Here is a 17,858-nt window from a genome sequence, read left to right as displayed (position 1 = left end):
ATGCACTAAAAAAAAGAGCCTTTGTTTAATTTATACAAAGACTCTTTTTTGTTATTGAGGGTTAGATATTTTCAACCCCTAAAATTTCCAGTTTTCTTTCCCCATTCCTAAAAGGCCAATTTATTATATCGCCTACCTCTCTACCAACTGTGGCAACGGCAACATCACATAAAATAGATAGCTTTCCTTTTTTGTTGTTTTTTTTAGAAGTTGCCACAAACATATATTCTTTTTCTTTGTTTTGGGTATGGTCTTTAATTTTCACACGTTTGTTTACCGTAACAATGTTATCTGGTAAGTCTCGCCTTAGTACTTGTTCGGCGCTTTTTAATTCTAAAAGTAAAAGTTCTTCTTCTGCTGCGGTTACTTTTTTTCTTCGAACATGATCTTTAATCATATCATATATTCCGGTTGTTAATATTACATTTTTTGACATACTATTTTGTTTTTGAATTTCCTTCTTAATATTATGTAGTTGTTGACTCAATCATTCAAAATAGTGCGCAATATATTGAGCTCCTGTTTTTGAATGCTAACAGTAGTGTTAAGAAGAAAAAAGATTAAAATTTGAGAATAATAAAGAGTAGCCCTGTTCTGAGTCGTAACAGGGATTAATAAATAAACTCTTTTGAATTTTTTAGAAAAATATCGTCATGTAGGTAAGATAAAGACAGCGCTAATCCTGAAGGATTTTTTTTAGTATAAAGAAAGTGAACTACTGCCATTTGTATTAAAAATTAACGAGTTACAAAGATAATGATTATATTCAATATTTACAATATAAAGCCATTAAGGTGTATTAAAAACAAAAGCTCTATAGATGCCAAACTTCAACAAACCAAAGCCTACGCACAGGTTTTTATTAATAGTTTCTTCAATGCTAAAGCTTCGGAGCAAAAAGGTCTTGCATTGCACATTGACTGCGCTCAGTGTAACATTTGTTAGGTTACTGAGGTGACAGGAAGTTACCTGGCCTGTTTACGTTTTCTTTTCGCCCTGATTAATTGGAATCTAAAATCGTCATAAAAGAGACTTCCTAACAATATTAAGGCTGCCAATAATAAGGTATTGGCTTTAAAGTTTAATCCTGAATAAAGAAATCCGGCTGTAATTCCACCAAGGAAGAAAAACAAAATGATATATATTCGAAGTTTGATGGTGGCAAGCGTTTTGTGCTTATGCGGGTGCATCTCTGGGAAAAACAATTGTGAAAGTTCTATACCCAAATCTGTGAAAAGCCCAGTTAAGTGTGTGGTGCGGACCACTGCATTTGAAATCTTGGTGACAAAGGAGTTTTGCAATCCCATTGCAAAAAGTAAGGAACAAGCTATTATATGTGGATAGTTAACAGCTGTAAGATTGTAAAATATTGTAACCGCCACTAACATAAAAACCTCTACTAAGGTTGGCAAAACAAAAACGTTGAGGCGTTTGTTCGTTTTATATTTTTCTATCATAAAACCAGAAACAAAAGAACCAAAGAGAAATGAAAGAATGTAGAGCAGGTATGTTATACCCGTCCAAAACTGAAAGTTTTCAAAATCGAAGATCAAAAGGGCAAAATGACCAGTAACATTGGTAGTGAGTTGTTGAATGGCCAAGAAACCGGTTACGTTTACAATTCCAGCTACAAATGATAAAACAGTAGCTATTTGAAGATTATGCTTAAATGTTCTCGCTTTTCCCTGATGTCTAAACATTTAACTTTATTTAAATGATAAGCAGTAGCAATGCAACTATTACTCCAAAGGTATTTAAAAAACAGCTTGAGCAATTTTTTTACTATGCTAAAATAATTAAATACTTACCCCTATTATTAGATGTAAATATGGGTAGGGTGCTTTGGAAAATTAAGCTGATGGTTAAAGTAAACCGTGTTCGGATGCAAATTTATAAAGTGCAATAGTATTGCCTTCAATATTTAGTTTTCTGAAAATATTACGCCTGTGGGTTTGAACCGTAAAGCTGGAAAGAAAAAGCTTATCTGCAATTTCATTAGAACTATAGCCTTTGCAAACCATTTGTATTACCTCAGCCTCGCGTTTGGTAAGGTTGTATTTTTTTAGAAATTCGTCCAAAAAAGTAAACTCGTTTGCCTCTTCTTCTGCTTTAACAGAAAAGTCTGGGAAAACGTTTTTTCCGTCAAAAACCTCCATAATATTATCTGCCAATATATCTAGATTGTCTGATTTCAAAATATAGCCATTGGCACCCGCTTTTAGGCATTGCTCTGCAAGCTCCTTTGAAAAATAGGAAGTAAGCACCAAGATTTTTAGATTGAGGTTCATTGCTTTGACTTCTTCTAAAACCTGTAAGCCATCTTTGTTTGGCATATTTAAATCTAACAACAATATATCCGTATCTGGCAATGAGGTGGATTGCATTAATGCAATACCATCGTTATATGTAGCCATGATATTAAAGCGTTCGTTTTTTTCTAGAATTTCAGAAATTCCTTTTATGATGAGTGGGTGGTCGTCTGCAATAATTACTCTTATTTTATTTGTGGGGGAAGTGAGGTCTTCTTGGGTCAAAATATTTTGATTTTATGTTATAGTTAGGTTGTCCAATTATTTTTTAGTTTGCTTTTTCAATGGGAAGTTCAGCCAGTATGAAGGTGCCTGTATTCGCTTTTCCATTTATTTCAATCGTTCCATTTAAATATTCTATATTGCTTTTCAGCATTTTTAAACCCATACCGTTCTTCGTCGCGGTTTCATCCATACCTTTTCCGTTGTCTTCAATATAAATTGTTACCGAATCTTCTAATTCCACCACTTGCAATAACACATTTGTTGCCTGCGCATGCTTAATGATGTTGTTCATCACTTCTTGCACAATACGGTATATGGTAAGGTTAAAATCCTCACTCCAACTGCTTGTGTCATCAAGACCTTCCAGAACTTCTTCCACTTTTAGTTTTTGGGAAGTGTTCACGGCGTTCACTAAATCATGGATGGCAGCTTTTAAACCATATTTGTCAAGAGCAACGGGCATTAATGTATGGCTTATGTTCCGAACGCTATCGCTAATATCAACCAAAAGTTTTTGGGTGGTTTCCAGTTTTTGTGCGGCATTACGCTCCGTTTTAAAAACATCAGCCTGCAATTGTTTTAGGTTCAATATGGCAATGGAGAGCATGGAGCCTGCTTCGTCGTGAAGTTTATGGGCGATTTTTTTGCGTTCCTGCTGTTCTGAATTTTTTAATGATTTTGATAAATCCAATCGATGCTGTTGATCTAAGTTTATAATCTGTGCCTGGTGGCGTTCCTTTAATTGTCTTCTGCGCAGCCATAGGGTAAAAGAGATTAAAATGAGAACCAGCACAATACCTCCACCAATTAACAAGATTCGTTGTCTGGCAAGTTCCTGTTTTTCTCTTTCAAGGGCCATTTCCATATCTTGTTTTTCCATTTCATAGGCAGCCTCAGTTTTTAGAGAGTTTATCTTTTCGTTTTCTGTGAAAAGTGTTTTCTCTAACTCTAGCTCTTGTGTTTGATAATTAAGTGCTTTTTCAAAATTGGCTTCTTGAATGTACAGCTCTTTTAAATAGCCATAAAGCTCTTTTAAGTTTCTATCATTGTGGTTCTTGCCTTGATAAATAGGTTCAGCAGCCAACAAATATTCTTCAGCTTTTTTCCATTTCTTTTGCTCAATAGCTGATTTTCCCAAAACGGATAAAGAGCTTGCCGCCATAAGATCTGCCCCTATTTGTTTTCTCAATTCATAGGCTTTCTGTAAATGTTTGTCTGCTTCAGCATAGTCTTTCTTGATAACTAGAAAGTTTCCATAATTATGGTTTGCGAAAGCTATACCACCTAAATCTGAAGCCTTTTCAAAATATTGAATTCCTTGACTATACAGTGTGTCCATTCCATCAAATTCTTGCTTCTCGCTGTAAACAGTTGCCATATTAACAACACTGAGCCCCATGGTCTTATAGTCATTAGATTTTTTGCCGAGCTCAAAACTTTTTCTGTAATATGCAATTGCCTTGTCAAATTCACCGCCGTTTCTAAAGGCAATTCCCAAATTGTTATAAGCTTTCTGCAAACCAATTGTATCTTGTGTCTGTTCGCAAAGGCGGATTACCTTAAAATGGATTTTAACAGCTTCATCAAACCTGGATAAACGAGACAGTGAGTTTGCATAATTAATGTAGATGCGGGAAAGCAATAAGTTATCATTAATGCCTTTGGAATATTCCATTGCTTTTTCAATAAATGACAAGCTTTTTAAATGGTCACCACGTCTCGCATGTAAAATACTAAAACGGTTATATAGTTCTGCCAGGCGCTCCCTGTCCTGCGGTTTAAAGCTTTCTTCATCTACAATGGCTTGCTGTAGATGAGTTTCAGCATTTATAAAATTTCCTGTGTTTATAAATTCTCTAGCTAAATTTCCTATAGCCACTGCTTTTCCTTTTTTATAAGAAATTTCATCAGCCAACTTAATTGCCAATGAATCAAAATGGGCAGCTTTTATAGGTTCTCTATGTTGAAAATGTAAATTTCCATAGGAAATATAACAATCTACTTCCCCCTTTTTGTCTCCATTGTTACTAAAATATTCAAAAGCTTCATCTATATCATTGCTTGCCTTTTCCCGTTCTTTCAAATTAAATAACAAGGCGCGCTTTAATTGTAAGTGTGCTATTTCTGAAGAAGAGTTCTCTCTTTCAATTTGTTGGGATATACTATCTATTTTAGACTGTGCAAATCCTACACGAACTACTAAAAATGCAAGAAGTAATAGTAATGATTTTGAATATTTGAAAAAACTTGAAGTCGTGGGGATTTTTTTGGTTTGAGGAAATATCACTATAGGTTGCCGTTATTAAGTATAATGTTGAGGAAATATAGTTATTTTAAGAATATAAAAATAAACAAAACATTGAAAAACGGAAATCGCTAAGTATTTGATGCCTTAAGAATATTTTTAAAAGCAGTTATATGATTCTGTTTTAAGCAAATAGCTTTTTTTATAAATGTATCTACTTTAGGTATTCCGATGTTCCACAATTATCACTAAAACATCTAAATTAAAAAATGCGACCCCTAAATAGGAATCACATTCTAAAAAATTCAATCTTGTTAATCGCTAATTGCTAATCGCTAATCGCCAAGCGAAGCCATATCAATAACAAAGCGATATTTCACATCTGCCTTAACTACACGGTCATAGGCTTCATTGATGTCTTTCATATTGATAAGTTCAATATCTGAAACTATATTGTGCTTCCCACAGAAGTCAAGCATTTCCTGGGTTTCCTTTATACCGCCAATTAACGAGCCGGCAATACGCTTTCTCCCCATAATGATCCCGCCGCCATGGAAGGGCTCTAAAGGTTCTACTGCACCCACAAGCACCATTGTGGCGTCAATCTTTAAAAGACCAATGTATGGATCCATCTTGTGGCCTACTGGAATGGTATTTAGTATAAAGTCGAAGGTGCCTTGGTGTTTTGCCATTTCTGCTTCGTTTTTGCTGATAAGCACTTCGTGGGCGCCAAGCTTTTTCGCATCGTCAGCTTTAGATGGTGAAGTAGTAATCATTACAACATGCGCACCCAAAGCGTTTGCAAATTTAACCCCCATATGGCCCAAGCCCCCAAGCCCAACTACGCCAACTTTATCGCCTTTTTTAATTTTCCAATGACTAAGAGGAGACCAAGTAGTGATACCGGCGCATAATAAAGGAGCTGCGCCAGCTTCGTCCAAGTTTTTTGGGATTTTTAGAACAAACTCTTTATCTACAACTACACTCGTGGAATAACCTCCAAAAGTTTGTTTTCCTTTTAAGTGTTTATCATCGCTATTATAAGTAAAGGTTGCACCTTTCTCACAAAACTGTTCCAAATCGTTTTTACATTGGGGACATTCCTGACAGGAATCTACCAAACAGCCTACCCCTACTACGTCTCCTTCTTTGAAGTTTTTTACATTTTTACCAACAGCGGTAACGTGACCAATTATTTCGTGACCAGGAACTACAGGATATTTTGAGCCACCCCACTCGTTTCGAGCAGTATGAATATCGCTATGGCATACACCACAATAAGTAATTTTTATTTTTACATCATCATCGCCAACGTCTCTACGCTCTATTTCCATTGGTTTTAGGTTGTCTTTTTCGCTTTCTACGCCGTAGGCTTTTGTTTTTGTTGTTGCCATTGAATATTTTGATTTTAATAAGAATGAATTTTACTGAAAAAGAGTCTTCCAGTAGATTTTTGAATTACGTAAAGGTAATTATAGTGGTAAGTGTATCGGGTTAAGGCTTTGTTAATAGTGAGTAGGATAAATTGCTTATTGTTAAAGCAAAAGATTAATTTAATCGTTTTATTTAAAGTAAAATAGTTTTTCATTCGTCTTCCTAAATATAAAGACGCCTATCTAACCAAAATGAGTAACCAAAACGACAGTGTTATTAATGATTCCATTCAGCAATTTGAAGGGAAACTGTCTGGATTTATTCGGAAACGGGTTCGGAATGAAGCGGATGCGGAAGATATTCTTCAGGATGTTTGGTTCCAGTTGAGCAATTTTGCGAATTTGGCCGATTTGGAAAATATTGGTGCATGGCTTTATCGCGTGGCTCGCAACAGGGTTACGGATCGCTATCGAAAAAAAACAACAGATTCCTTGGAAGATTTTGTATATGAAAACGGTGATGAAGATAGTGTTTTTAAGGAATTGTTGCTATTGGACGATAGCAATAGCCCAGAACTAGAACTTTTCAAAGAAAATTTTTGGGACGAGTTGATGGAAGCACTGGAAGAGCTTCCAGAAAAGCAACGGGAAGTTTTTATTTGGAACGAAATTGAAGATATGACGCTTCAGCAAATAGCCGATAAAACCGGTGAGAACATAAAAACCATTATAAGCCGAAAAGGCTATGCCGTAAAACACTTACGCAAAAAATTAAATTATTTATACGAAGAATTAAATCAGTAATACTATGGAACGGAAATCAAATAATTGGAAAATGAGGAAAATATTTAAAGGCTTATTAATGCTTTTCTTCCTTATCGTTTTGCCCTTTATAATTATGAGTTTATGGAATGCTATTCTACCTGAGGTACTGAACGCAACCACTATTAACTACTGGCAAGCTTTAGGGTTGTTTATACTTAGTAGAATACTCTTTGGTGGGTTCCGCTGTGGCGGCCCGGGAAAATGTGAAAAACGGGGCTTTGGAAAAGCAAGCATTAAGGAAAAGTTTATGAATATGACCGATGAGGAAAAAGCGGTTTTCAAAGAGCGTTGGAAAGATCGTTGTAAGCGATAAAATGTTTTGTTGAAAATGTTTTATAAAAGCCATCACATATGTTGATGGCTTTTTTCATAAAAAAATTGAACACTTTAAAGTAAAAACAAGATTCGGTCGTCTTCACTTATATAGAGCTAAGTTTATCTGCTTTCTTAACAGACTGTTTTACCAAATTTCTAAAAGTTATGTTTGAACTAACCACACTTGACCACAACCAAACAACTACCTTAAACCAACAGGTAATGGTTTTTGGAAGTAATATTGACACACAACTAAAGGAAACCGTTGTTAAGGTCCTGCTGCAAGATCTTCCGGGCGTAACGGATATTAGTGTTGATAGAGATAACTGGGAACGCATATTGCGCCTTGAATGTAATCCAGAGGTGCCTTCTGATCTGGTTGTAGCTAAGGTTAGAAGTATTGGGTTTAAGTGCTATGAGTTGGTATAATAATCTCTATACTTCATCGTAAAGCCATCGTAAAGCCGAAGCAAGTTCATTAAATTGTAAAAAACAGGCTATTTTTCCTACAAAATAAAATTGAGAAAATTTTAGAGTTTATTTCGTCTTTTAATCTTTCCTGAAAAACGAGGAATCGTTAATGTAGTTTTAGTGGTATTTATAAAATAAACCCCCGTTAAAAGTACCGCCGCAGCGATTATTGATTGCAACGTAATTTGTTCATCTAAAATATACCAACCCAGAATAAGAGCGATGATTGGGTTAACATAAGTTGAAGTAGCCACTTTATCTGGGGAAACTGTTTTAAGTAGATAGTTGAAAGAAGTAAAAGCTACAATACTTCCAAAAATAATCAACAATACCATACTCAATTGCACTGGCTGTCCCCATTCACTTGGTACAATCCATTTTTCGCCAAAAGTTAAACTGGCAAGTGCGAGCGTGATGCCCGCTGTAAACATTTGGTAACCTGTATTCACAAAGAAATTTTTAGGCAAATCTGCTTTGCCTACAAAAAGACTGCCGTAAGCCCAGCTGAGCATACAGGCAAAAATCATTATCATCCCTAAAACAGTACCTTCTTTGGCGATAATTTGTTTTTGACCAACGAGCAGGAAAATTCCCAATATCCCCAGCCCTACTCCTACCAATGACATTGGTTTAATTCGCTTGCCCTGCAAAAGCCACATCAGCAAAAGAACAACCAAAGGCTGTGCAGAAATTTCCAAAGCCGCAAAACCACTGTCAACATATTTTAAGGCCCAAACAATGATTCCATTGCCAAAAGAAAGAAAAAGCACGCCAACGATAAAAGCATTGATAAACTGCTTTCGGGTAATAGCAAGGCTTTTGCCCATCGCTTTCGAAATAATAAATATTAAAAGTCCGGCGGTGGTAAAACGAATGGATGCCAAAAAGAAAGGAGGCAATTCTGCAACCGCCACTTTGTTTAGCAAATATGTAGATCCCCAAATAACATAGATGGAGAAAAATGCAAGAATAATTAAAAGATTGCTTTTTGGCTTCAGGGGTAAAGGGATTGTTGGGTTATTAGATGGTTGGATTGGTCGATGGTTGCTTTCTGCTTAAAGTTTATTTTCCCCTTTTATTTTTTCTGAAATTCTTATCACCGCGGGTTTTTGGTTTTTTGTATTTCTGCTTTATAATCCGCTTATAGGAACCGCCCTGATTTTCCTTTTTGTTTTTCTCTTTCTTTTCGTGAAAAGCTGGACCAACTTCTTCCATATTGTTAGGATTGTTAATCTCTACAACTTGTGGCTGTTCCTCATAAGTAAGTTTTTTAGAAATTTCAACTTCCTTGGGGAATTCCAGTTCAGCAATCTCTAGATTCATTAAATCTTCAATGGCTGCTTTCGCATCTTGCTCCATTTCAGTATAAAGCAGAATAGCGGTTCCGTCCTGTTCTGCCCTTCCCGTTCTACCTATGCGGTGCATATAATTTTCAGGGAAGTTTGGCACGTCAAAATTGATGACGTGACTGATTTGGTCTAAATCCAAACCACGTGCCATGACATCAGTCGTTACAAGGATTCGCGTTTTTTCAGCGTTAAAGTTTTCTATGGAACGGATTCTGTAATTCTGTGTTTTGTTTGAATGGATTACGGCTACCTCACTTCCGAAGAACTCATCCAAAATATCAAAGAGCAGATCGGCACTTTTTTTATTCGGAACAAAAATGAGTACCTTTTTGAAATCCTTTTCATTCTGAAGCAAATGTTTCAGCAGATTTGCTTTTGTGTAAAAATTAGGAACAGCATAAGCAAACTGCGAAATATTTTCCAAGGGTGTGCCACTAACGGCCACGGAAACCGTTGTGGGCGCAATAAAGAAATCGTGGATAAAAACATTCACCTCATCCGTCATTGTTGCCGAAAACATAATATTTTGACGCTTTGTGGGCAGCAATTCCAAAATGTTTGTAAGCTGAAAACGGAAGCCCAAATCGAGCATGACATCTACTTCATCAATTACCACTTTTTTAATGGCTTTTAACTGAAGCGCACGACTAACTACTAAATCATAAAGCCTTCCGGGAGTTGCAACAATAATATCTGCTCCTTCTGCAACGGCTTCTTTTTGACGGTTGATATTTGTTCCGCCGAAAACTCCAATTACACGAATGGAAGCGTATTTTCCAAATTTCTCAATCTCTTCAACAACCTGTAAAACCAATTCGCGGGTAGGAACCATTACCAGAACGCGCGGATTTGTTTCTTTTGAAAACTTCAAATCCAGCAAAATAGGAAGCATATATGCAAAGGTTTTTCCAGTTCCGGTCTGCGCTATCCCAACCATATCAGTCCCCGACATAATTACCGAAAACGACTGTGCCTGAATGGGCGTTGGCTTTTCAAAACCCAAATCTGCAATGGCATACTGCATTTGTTTGGAAATGTTTAGCTCGTTGAATGATTCCATGGAAGGTTCTTTAGTGCAAAAGTAGTGAATTGTAAGTTGGTGAATATTCGATTAATCTTCGGGTGGATAACCGTGAATTTCTTCAAAAACGGTATCAAAATTATCGCGAAGGTAACTGCGTAGTTTTAAGCGATAATCATCTTTTAACCAACTAATAAAGTTATGGGTGCTTTTGCTGATACACTGTGAATATTTTTCAATACGATGATCTATATCATCGCCAAGCATTTTTGCCAAACCAAGCGCATCATATACATCTTCACTGTTTTCTATACAAATATAAGCGTGTTGCGCAATGGAACGCTCAAGCACTACTTTTGAAGATTCGCCTCTATAAGTAGCTTCTTGATAGGTGGATTTTATATCAAAATAAACTTCTTTGCTTTTTGCAAACTCTGCGCGAAGCTCTTCCGGCATTTCATAGCGAAAAGTGCTTTCCAAGTCTTCATCGCTCAACAGGCGGTCCATATAATAATCGGGCGAACGGAAAATTGCCTGCCAATCCAATGGTGCCTCCCAAGGGCCAAAACGCTGGTAATTGTTCCCCAAATCAATTACTGAAAATTTGGATTTGTTGTTTAAAATCCGCGACCCACGACCAATCATTTGGAAATAGAGAGTCAATGAGCGAGTCGCTCTATTCAGAATAATTGTATCGATGGTAGGTTCGTCAAACCCAGTGGTTAAAATACTCACGGAAGTTAAAATAGCATCGGGCGTTTCGTGAAACCATCGCAATATTTGTTTACGTTGCTTTTTGGTTGCTGTATTATCCAAATGCATAATAGGCAAACCTTCCGCCTTCAGATGATAATACACTTGAATGGAAGTATTGATTCCATTGTTAAAAATCAATGTCTTCTTCCCTTTTGAATGATTTAAATATGCTTGATATAATTGATCCAACATTCCCACTGCGGAATATAAATCGTCGGAAGATTTTACGGTATAATCACCATTGGAGCCTATTTCCAATGAAGTAAGGCCCATATTATATTGGAAAACCTCAACTTGCGCCAAAAACTCATTTTCAATCAAAGATTGTATGCTTTCCCCAACAATCAATTCCTTATAATTGTCCTTCATAGGAAGGTTTCTGTTGGAACTAAGTGGTGTTGCGGTAACCCCGAGAATAAAGGATTTCTCGAAAAATTTGAAAAGTTTTGTAAACGAATTATAATGGGCCTCGTCAATGATAACCAAACCAATGTCTGAAATATCCAGTTTGTTATCGTTCAAACGATTGTTCAAAGTTTCAACCATTGCAACAAAACAACTGTACTTTTCTTGGTCATCTAAGTTTGCGGTGCTGTTCACCACTTTGTTTACTACTCCAAAACTTGTAAGCATTTCTGAAGTCTGTTTGCAAAGTTCCACCCGGTGGGTCATTACAAGCACCTTTTTGTTGTGATGCTTTAAATACTGGCGGACTATTTCAGAAAAGATAACGGTTTTTCCACCACCAGTGGGAAGCTGATATAGCAAATGATAATCCTCCGGAGCTGTTTCAAACTTGTCAAATATCTTATCAATAGCCCCTTTTTGGTAGCTATACAGCTCTTTATCTGTTTTTTTTTCTTGAATTGCGTCCTTTGCCTCTGTCATAAAACCCCCATTTTTTGAAGTTTTGCAAAACTACGTCCTTTTATAGGTTTTTGGCGAAGAAATGGCGGATTTATTACGAACGAATTTTCTGATGCTATTTAAACTTGGTTTTTAAATAAAGTTGCTCTACCTTTTCACGCGCCCAAGGTGTTTTACGAAGAAAAGTTAAGCTCGATTTGATGGAAGGATTGCTGTTAAAGGAATTAATTTTAATTTTTTCACCCAAAACCTCCCAACCGTAATACTCCACAAGATATTCCAGAATATCTGCGAGTTTAATTCCGTGTAATGGGTTGTTAGGCTGTTGAGTATCCATTCTTATTATTGTTCAAGTTTAGTCTTGTTTCGTTCAGCGAAGCGGTCTTGATTTTTGGCTCTTTGAAAAACTACCAATCAATCGGCCTATAATCTTTCAAAAACTTTCCGCTCCAATGTTTTCCAGTGTTTATTCCATCAATTAATGGATCCATTACCCTCGCGGCGCCATCAACAATATCCAAAGGCGGTTGAAAATCGTGTAGCTCCATTTTGCGTTTCGCCAATTCTACAGGGTCTTCATCAGTAACCCATCCTGTATCTACTGCATTTATATAAATACCTTCTTTTGCAAGACTTCCAGCAGCTGTATGCGTCAACATATTAAGCGCTGCTTTTGCCATATTGGTATGCGGATGGCGGTCTTCCTTAAAAAAACGATGAAACTTTCCTTCCATTGCTGAAACGTTTATAATATGTTTTTTACCTGTATTTTCCTTCTTCATTATTTCACCCAAACGATTGCAAAGCACAAAAGGAGCGATTGAGTTTACCAATTGAACTTCAATCATTTCAGTGGTTTCAATTTCACCAAGCCTTAAACGCCAGCTGTTTGTTTTCCGAAGATCAACTTGTTGCAAATCGGCATCTAATTTTCCTTCGGGAAAAACTTCTTTTGCACTCAATGAATTGTCAAAACTATACGGAATTTGCGAAAGTTTTGCTGAAGCACGAATACCAATTCCGGGTTCGGAACCATGCCAAGTTACTGGAAGATTTTTGTTTTTGCCAATGTCTGCCGTAAGTGTTTTCAATTCTTGTAAACAATTCATATGGTCGTGCAACAAATCTTTAACAAACTGCGGATGTTCTTCAAAAGGCATTTCCTCCCTTGCCATCAAATGCTGGTAAAAACCTGCAGGTCTTCTTACGGTCTGTGCAGCATTATTTATAAGAATGTCAAGATTTTCATATTTCTGCTCAATGTAATTGCAGAAAATTTCCACGCTTGGAATATGTCGAAGATCCAATCCGTGAATTTTTAATCGGTCTGCCCATTGATAAAAATCCTCTTCCTGTGCAAAGCGATATGCGGAGTCTGCAGGAAATCGCGTTGTAGCAACAACGGTAGCACCTGCACGAAGCAGCATTAATGAAATATGATAACCAATTTTTAAACGCGACCCTGTCATAACTGCAACTTGCCCAGTTAAATCTGCAGTTTGAAAACGTTTTGCATAATTGAAATCGCCACACTCCGTACACATGGTATCATAAAAGTGATGCAGTTTTGTGAAAAGTGTTTTACATACATAACAGTTACGGGGAGTTTCGAGTTCCAGTTCTTTTTTAGCTGAAAGCTCGGATGTTTGGAGCAATTTTGGAGCAACAAAGACAATGTTTTCGCGAGCGCTGCGGATTCCGGTCTCTTTACGGGCAGTTCGGTCTTTATTGGCCTGTTTGCGCTTTTCGGCTTTTTTGGCATCTTTTTTTCTTCGAGAAAATTCATCGCGGTCAGGTCTTGAGAGCTGGCCTGAAGCTTTTATTAAAGCTGTGCGCTGTTCTTTTGGAATTTCGAATATTTGATCTGTATTATTATTTAAATACTCGAGAATAGCAATGCATTTAGCTATTTCTTCAGCATTGATTTCTTGGTTGGAATCAACTTTAGGAACGTCTTTTTTCAAATTTTCCATTTCTTCCTTTGTGGAAGTTTCAGTTTCAGAAACCCGCTGCGACATAAATTAATTTTCGGCAAATATAGTCACAGTTTGAATGTGCAAAAGAATTTATTTTAATTGGTTACTGATTAACCAATTCCTTTTGAACATTGGCCGGAACGGGCTGATAGGATGAAAACGAAGATTTAAACGTTGCCCTACCCTGCGTCAACGATCGCAAATCTGTTGAAAAACCATACAATTCAGCTTCGGGTGTCAAGCATTTTAAAACCTGATAATTATTGTTGCTTTCAATTCCTTGAATCATTGAGCGGCGCGACTGTAAATCGGTCATTACGTTACCCACCATTTCTTCGGGCACTTTTACGGTAAGCTCTAAAACGGGTTCCAAAAGTTTTGGATTTGCATTTAAAAAAGCTTCTTTAAAAGCATGCGCGCCTGCTATTTTAAAGGAAATATCGTTGGAGTCCACCGAATGCATTTTACCGTCATAAACCATCACGCGTACATCACGAATGTATGAATTTACCAATGGGCCTTCTTCCATTACTTCCATAACACCTTTCATTATTGAAGGTAAATAGCGTTGGTCTATTACTCCGCCAACTATGCAATTGTAGAAAACCAATTTTCCGCCCCAAGGAAGATCTAACTCTTCCTTACCTCGAATGTTGAAACCCTGCGGCTCTTCCATATTTTCATACCAAGGCTCAATTTTTAAATGAACTTCAGCAAACTGTCCGGAACCACCCGATTGCTTTTTATGTCTATAATTTGAAGCCGATGACCGTTGAATCGTTTCCCTGAAAGCTATTTTAGGTTTTTCAAAACGTGCTTCCACTCCGTAAATATTGTTTAAAGTCCAATCAATAGTGGCAAGATGCAGATCGCCTTGGCAGGAAAGAATGAGTTGTTTTGCTTCTTTTGAAAAGGAAATTTCAACCGTGGGGTCTTGGCTATGGATTTTCTTTAAAGACTCACTGAGTTTTTCTTCATCTTTTGTATTTACGGCAAATACGGCTTTTTTAATTCTTGGCTGCGGAAATTTAATGGGTTTTATGGCAATCACATTTTTTGGTGAAGCCAAAGTATCATTGGTTTCAGTGTATTTAAGTTTTAGGGTGGCGCCAATATCGCCAACCGTTAATTTGGTGACGGGTTGCCTTTCCTTTCCGTCCATTATGAAAAGTTGGTTAATAACCTCCGTTTCGCCGTTTTGTGAATTAATTAGTTTATCGTTCAATCGCACTTCCCCACTCATTACTTTGAAAAAGGTAATCTGCCCTAAATTGGGCTGATAAACGGTTTTAAAAACGAAGAGTGCCGTGGGACTTTCTTTTGAAGAAATTACTTCTTTTCCTTCTGTGCTTTGTTCGGGTTTTAAATCGGCAGCGGCCGGAGCTACATTATCAATAAAACCCATCAATCTACCTGTACCCATATCGTTTAAGGCAGAAACACAGAACACAGGGAAAAGCTCGTGGTTCAACATTCCAGCTTTGATACCGGCACGCATTTCATCTTCATTCAGAGTTCCCTTATCAAAAAAAAGCTCCATCAATGTTTCATCATTTTCTGCAGCTTTTTCTATCAATTCATTATTTAGTTCGTTGGCCAATTCCTTTTGATCTTCAGGAATTTCCAACTTCTCGGGCTTTCCTCCATCTGGGGAGAATTTGTACATTTTCATCTTCAGCACATCAATTATGCACTGTGCACCATCCACAACCAAGGGATATTGGATTTTCACGGCATTATTGCCCACCAAACTTTTAATGCTCTTGAAACTTTCACCAAACTTTGCATTAATATGATCTATTTGGTTTATTACAAAAAGTGTTGGTTTGTGGTATTTATCGATATAATTCCAGATAATCTCTGTGCCCACTTCCACGCCTTGTTGGGCGCTCAAAACGGTAACGATGGTATCGGCCACGCGAATGGAGGAGATAATTTCACCTATAAAATCATCCAAACCGGGAGTGTCAATAATGTTGATTTTATAATTACGCCATTCGGTGTGCAGTGGAGTAGCGAAGATAGAATTGCCTCTTTCGTGCTCAATGTCGTGATAGTCAGAAACTGTATTTTTATTTTCAACCGTGCCACGACGGTTTATGAGGCCTGCTTCAAAAAGCATTGTTTCCGCAAGGGTAGTTTTGCCGCTGTTATGAGCGCCTACAAAGACTACGTTTTTAATGTGTTTGTCGTCATATATTTTCATCTGTACGGATTTTTGGTTAGTACTTTTTTCAGATGCAATGCGCCAAACAATTTTTTTGAGGTTTGGACTTGCTTAATTTCTGTGAATCATATTGTTAAATGTGCTTTATTTACATTTAAAGATAGGAAATAATTTCAAGAAAAATTTTAGGATGGTTTTTATTTATTGGAATATAAATTCAAAAAGAAATGATTTTTTAAAAACTTCAGAATATAGAATTGTGAATACTTTATTAAATCAAATCTTTAAGTATTAAATAAATACTAAAGTAGATTCAAAATTATAAGAGAGACTTCCAAAAGCGTATCTTTATATAAACAAAAAAAAACAACATGAACAATAAAGGAAAAGGATTATTAGCGCTGTTAGGAGTAGCAGCTGGCGCATTTGCATTTTGGAAATACAAAAACATGTCGCCCGAAGAAAAACAAAAACTTAAGGATAAAGCAAACGAAACTGGCAGAAAAATAAAAGAGAAAGCCGGAGAAGTTGAAGACACTATTTCTGAAAAATATGAGCAGCTTAAAAATGCTGCCAAAAAAGAAGTCAATGATATTACTAATTAATATTCTGGTTATTTAAACAAAAAATCCCGCTATAGCGGGATTTTTTTTGCTTATGCTTAAATATTTAAATTTTAGTAACCTTCACAGCGTTCATTCCGCGTTGGCCTTTTTCGAGCTCAAAGGAAACATTGTCGTTTTCAGAAATTTCGTCAATAATACCGCTTACGTGGGTAAAGTACTTCTCGCTATTTTCATTATCTATAATAAACCCAAAGCCTTTGGATGAGTCGTAGAAGGAAACTGTTCCTTTTCTAACAGGATCAAATGCTTCGCGATCGCCTTCTTCTTTAGGAGGAATGCCAAGCACGATGTCTTCAGCCTCAATTTCAACTTTCATTGATGGGTCTGGCGGGGTATCTACCAAGTTTCCATTATAGTCAACATAAACAAAGTCAATTCCGGGAGTTTTATCTGCCTTACGAGCTTCTTTCTTCTTTTGCTTTTCTTCCCGCTTTTTCAGCTTTGCTTTTTCTTTTTCTTTCTTACTGTATGTTTGTTGCGATTTTGCCATTTGTTTTTTTTAAAATAAAAAAAGTCATCCACGGTGAGCAGATGACCTTTGAATTAGTTAATATGTAATTAGTTGTTTTATTGGTTTACCTAGCTGGGGTTTAAATTTTGCTCACCTTAGTGGCACAAAGGTACAGTAAATTAAATAGTTAAAATCATAAAAAGGGTTAAAGGTTTTAGGTTCAAAAAATCATTATTATAGTTTGTTTAATTTTCTAAAATGAAAAAAATCTCCCGAAGGAGACTTTCCAAGCATAACTATAATTGGGGAATTAGTACTGCTTTATAAACTTTAATGCTGCAGAATTCATACAGTAACGCAAATGCGTAGGTGCGGGCCCATCATTAAAAACATGGCCCAAATGCAATCCTGTTGATTTTTCAACAATTTCATCACGAACCATACCGAGACTGTTATCTTTTATCCAAACCACCGCGTCATCATTGATTGGTTTTGTAAACGATGGCCACCCGGTTCCAGATTCAAATTTATCTTCACTGCTGAACAATGGCTCTCCCGTTGCAGCACTTACATAAATACCTTTTTCGTGATTGTCATAGTATTCATTTTTAAAAGGAGTTTCCGTTCCTTTCTTTACCATTATTTGATATTGTTCCGGTGTAAGCTCTTTTTCCCATTCGGCATCGGTTTTTGCCATGGGAAATTGGTTGTCCATTTCAATTTCTTCTGAAGCATTTACTTTTTCCGAAGTAGAGAGCATTGATTTTTCATCATTTTTCGTTTGGCTATTTTGACAAGAAACTTGTGAAAGACTTACCAATAATCCGAAAGAAAGTGAGACTGTTTTTATTAAATAGTTTTTCATAATCTTGATTATTTAAA

17 protein-coding genes are annotated in these 17,858 nt (G+C 36.6%); 4 read left to right on the top strand and 13 right to left on the bottom strand.

Annotated features, from left to right (window positions below; all coding sequences use genetic code 11):
• Nucleotides 1-61 precede the first annotated feature (61 nt).
• From Q2U82_RS12435 to Q2U82_RS12415, 5 genes are all read right to left on the bottom strand, one after another.
• Entirely contained in the window at nucleotides 62-436 is a 375-nt protein-coding gene (locus tag Q2U82_RS12435; RefSeq protein WP_410005180.1) for a GreA/GreB family elongation factor, read from the bottom strand.
• Nucleotides 437-965: 529 nt separating this feature from the next.
• The gene (locus Q2U82_RS12430; protein ID WP_410005179.1) at nucleotides 966-1,700 is read right to left on the bottom strand and encodes a YoaK family protein; all 735 of its coding nucleotides are present in this window, start codon (nucleotides 1,698-1,700) and stop codon (nucleotides 966-968) included.
• Between the two features lie 162 nt (nucleotides 1,701-1,862).
• Nucleotides 1,863-2,534: a response regulator gene (locus Q2U82_RS12425; protein WP_410005178.1), complete on the bottom strand. Its 672-nt coding sequence runs from the start codon at nucleotides 2,532-2,534 to the stop codon at nucleotides 1,863-1,865.
• A 43-nt stretch (nucleotides 2,535-2,577) separates the two neighbouring features.
• The gene (locus Q2U82_RS12420) at nucleotides 2,578-4,821 is read right to left on the bottom strand and encodes a tetratricopeptide repeat protein (RefSeq protein ID WP_410005177.1); all 2,244 of its coding nucleotides are present in this window, start codon (nucleotides 4,819-4,821) and stop codon (nucleotides 2,578-2,580) included.
• A 293-nt stretch (nucleotides 4,822-5,114) separates the two neighbouring features.
• Entirely contained in the window at nucleotides 5,115-6,173 is a 1,059-nt protein-coding gene (locus Q2U82_RS12415) for an NAD(P)-dependent alcohol dehydrogenase (RefSeq protein ID WP_410005176.1), read from the bottom strand.
• Between the two features lie 231 nt (nucleotides 6,174-6,404).
• On the opposite strand from Q2U82_RS12415, the gene Q2U82_RS12410 reads away from it, so the two are divergent.
• The 3 genes from Q2U82_RS12410 to Q2U82_RS12400 all read left to right on the top strand — a co-directional run bounded on the left by Q2U82_RS12410 (nucleotide 6,405) and on the right by Q2U82_RS12400 (nucleotide 7,721).
• The gene (locus tag Q2U82_RS12410) at nucleotides 6,405-6,956 is read left to right on the top strand and encodes an RNA polymerase sigma factor (RefSeq protein ID WP_410005175.1); all 552 of its coding nucleotides are present in this window, start codon (nucleotides 6,405-6,407) and stop codon (nucleotides 6,954-6,956) included.
• A 31-nt stretch (nucleotides 6,957-6,987) separates the two neighbouring features.
• Nucleotides 6,988-7,290, top strand: a complete 303-nt coding sequence (locus Q2U82_RS12405; RefSeq protein ID WP_410005174.1) for a hypothetical protein — start codon at nucleotides 6,988-6,990, stop codon at nucleotides 7,288-7,290.
• Nucleotides 7,291-7,457: 167 nt separating this feature from the next.
• Nucleotides 7,458-7,721 carry a hypothetical protein gene (locus tag Q2U82_RS12400; protein ID WP_410005173.1) on the top strand — a complete coding sequence of 88 codons (264 nt, stop codon included), beginning with the start codon at nucleotides 7,458-7,460 and terminating at the stop codon, nucleotides 7,719-7,721.
• 101 nt (nucleotides 7,722-7,822) lie between these two features.
• Here Q2U82_RS12400 and Q2U82_RS12395 read toward each other — a convergent pair whose 3' ends face one another.
• From Q2U82_RS12395 to Q2U82_RS12370, 6 genes are all read right to left on the bottom strand, one after another.
• Complete coding sequence (locus Q2U82_RS12395; protein ID WP_410007163.1) at nucleotides 7,823-8,761, bottom strand: EamA family transporter; 939 nt, start codon at nucleotides 8,759-8,761, stop codon at nucleotides 7,823-7,825.
• 64 nt (nucleotides 8,762-8,825) lie between these two features.
• Nucleotides 8,826-10,172: a DEAD/DEAH box helicase gene (locus tag Q2U82_RS12390; protein WP_410005172.1), complete on the bottom strand. Its 1,347-nt coding sequence runs from the start codon at nucleotides 10,170-10,172 to the stop codon at nucleotides 8,826-8,828.
• 51 nt (nucleotides 10,173-10,223) lie between these two features.
• Entirely contained in the window at nucleotides 10,224-11,777 is a 1,554-nt protein-coding gene (locus Q2U82_RS12385; RefSeq protein ID WP_410005171.1) for a DEAD/DEAH box helicase, read from the bottom strand.
• 94 nt (nucleotides 11,778-11,871) lie between these two features.
• Nucleotides 11,872-12,093, bottom strand: a complete 222-nt coding sequence (locus Q2U82_RS12380) for a VF530 family DNA-binding protein (RefSeq protein WP_410005170.1) — start codon at nucleotides 12,091-12,093, stop codon at nucleotides 11,872-11,874.
• A 70-nt stretch (nucleotides 12,094-12,163) separates the two neighbouring features.
• Complete coding sequence (locus Q2U82_RS12375; protein ID WP_410007162.1) at nucleotides 12,164-13,729, bottom strand: SDR family NAD(P)-dependent oxidoreductase; 1,566 nt, start codon at nucleotides 13,727-13,729, stop codon at nucleotides 12,164-12,166.
• Nucleotides 13,730-13,835: 106 nt separating this feature from the next.
• Nucleotides 13,836-15,938, bottom strand: coding sequence for an elongation factor G (locus tag Q2U82_RS12370; protein WP_410005169.1), 2,103 nt, complete (start codon nucleotides 15,936-15,938; stop codon nucleotides 13,836-13,838).
• Between the two features lie 332 nt (nucleotides 15,939-16,270).
• On the opposite strand from Q2U82_RS12370, the gene Q2U82_RS12365 reads away from it, so the two are divergent.
• The gene (locus tag Q2U82_RS12365) at nucleotides 16,271-16,504 is read left to right on the top strand and encodes a YtxH domain-containing protein (protein WP_410005168.1); all 234 of its coding nucleotides are present in this window, start codon (nucleotides 16,271-16,273) and stop codon (nucleotides 16,502-16,504) included.
• A 64-nt stretch (nucleotides 16,505-16,568) separates the two neighbouring features.
• Here the strand turns inward: Q2U82_RS12365 and Q2U82_RS12360 are convergent, their stop codons facing one another.
• Nucleotides 16,569-17,015 (bottom strand): cold-shock protein, encoded by a 447-nt coding sequence (locus Q2U82_RS12360; protein ID WP_068760276.1) that lies wholly within the window; start codon nucleotides 17,013-17,015, stop codon nucleotides 16,569-16,571.
• A gap of 271 nt (nucleotides 17,016-17,286) precedes the next feature.
• Complete coding sequence (gene msrB, locus Q2U82_RS12355; RefSeq protein WP_410005167.1) at nucleotides 17,287-17,841, bottom strand: peptide-methionine (R)-S-oxide reductase MsrB; 555 nt, start codon at nucleotides 17,839-17,841, stop codon at nucleotides 17,287-17,289.
• Nucleotides 17,842-17,858: the final 17 nt, after the last annotated feature.

The organism is Aequorivita nionensis (assembly GCF_046352995.1).
In the GTDB taxonomy this organism is placed as follows: Bacteria; Bacteroidota; Bacteroidia; order Flavobacteriales; family Flavobacteriaceae; genus Aequorivita; species Aequorivita nionensis.
This window is presented reverse-complemented; position numbering and strand designations above follow the sequence as displayed.

Excerpts from the sequence above, each read along its gene's own strand:
- msrB (WP_410005167.1), bottom strand. The coding sequence starts at position 17,841 with ATGAAAAACTATTTAATAAAAACAGTCTCACTTTCTTTCGGATTATTG.
- Q2U82_RS12415 (WP_410005176.1), bottom strand. The coding sequence starts at position 6,173 with ATGGCAACAACAAAAACAAAAGCCTACGGCGTAGAAAGCGAAAAAGAC.
- Q2U82_RS12435 (WP_410005180.1), bottom strand. The coding sequence starts at position 436 with ATGTCAAAAAATGTAATATTAACAACCGGAATATATGATATGATTAAA.
- Q2U82_RS12400 (WP_410005173.1), top strand. The coding sequence starts at position 7,458 with ATGTTTGAACTAACCACACTTGACCACAACCAAACAACTACCTTAAAC.
- Q2U82_RS12405 (WP_410005174.1), top strand. The coding sequence starts at position 6,988 with ATGAGGAAAATATTTAAAGGCTTATTAATGCTTTTCTTCCTTATCGTT.
- Q2U82_RS12375 (WP_410007162.1), bottom strand. The coding sequence starts at position 13,729 with ATGGAAAATTTGAAAAAAGACGTTCCTAAAGTTGATTCCAACCAAGAA.
- Q2U82_RS12380 (WP_410005170.1), bottom strand. The coding sequence starts at position 12,093 with ATGGATACTCAACAGCCTAACAACCCATTACACGGAATTAAACTCGCA.
- Q2U82_RS12410 (WP_410005175.1), top strand. The coding sequence starts at position 6,405 with ATGAGTAACCAAAACGACAGTGTTATTAATGATTCCATTCAGCAATTT.
- Q2U82_RS12370 (WP_410005169.1), bottom strand. The coding sequence starts at position 15,938 with ATGAAAATATATGACGACAAACACATTAAAAACGTAGTCTTTGTAGGC.
- Q2U82_RS12385 (WP_410005171.1), bottom strand. The coding sequence starts at position 11,777 with ATGACAGAGGCAAAGGACGCAATTCAAGAAAAAAAAACAGATAAAGAG.
- Q2U82_RS12390 (WP_410005172.1), bottom strand. The coding sequence starts at position 10,172 with ATGGAATCATTCAACGAGCTAAACATTTCCAAACAAATGCAGTATGCC.
- Q2U82_RS12365 (WP_410005168.1), top strand. The coding sequence starts at position 16,271 with ATGAACAATAAAGGAAAAGGATTATTAGCGCTGTTAGGAGTAGCAGCT.
- Q2U82_RS12360 (WP_068760276.1), bottom strand. The coding sequence starts at position 17,015 with ATGGCAAAATCGCAACAAACATACAGTAAGAAAGAAAAAGAAAAAGCA.
- Q2U82_RS12430 (WP_410005179.1), bottom strand. The coding sequence starts at position 1,700 with ATGTTTAGACATCAGGGAAAAGCGAGAACATTTAAGCATAATCTTCAA.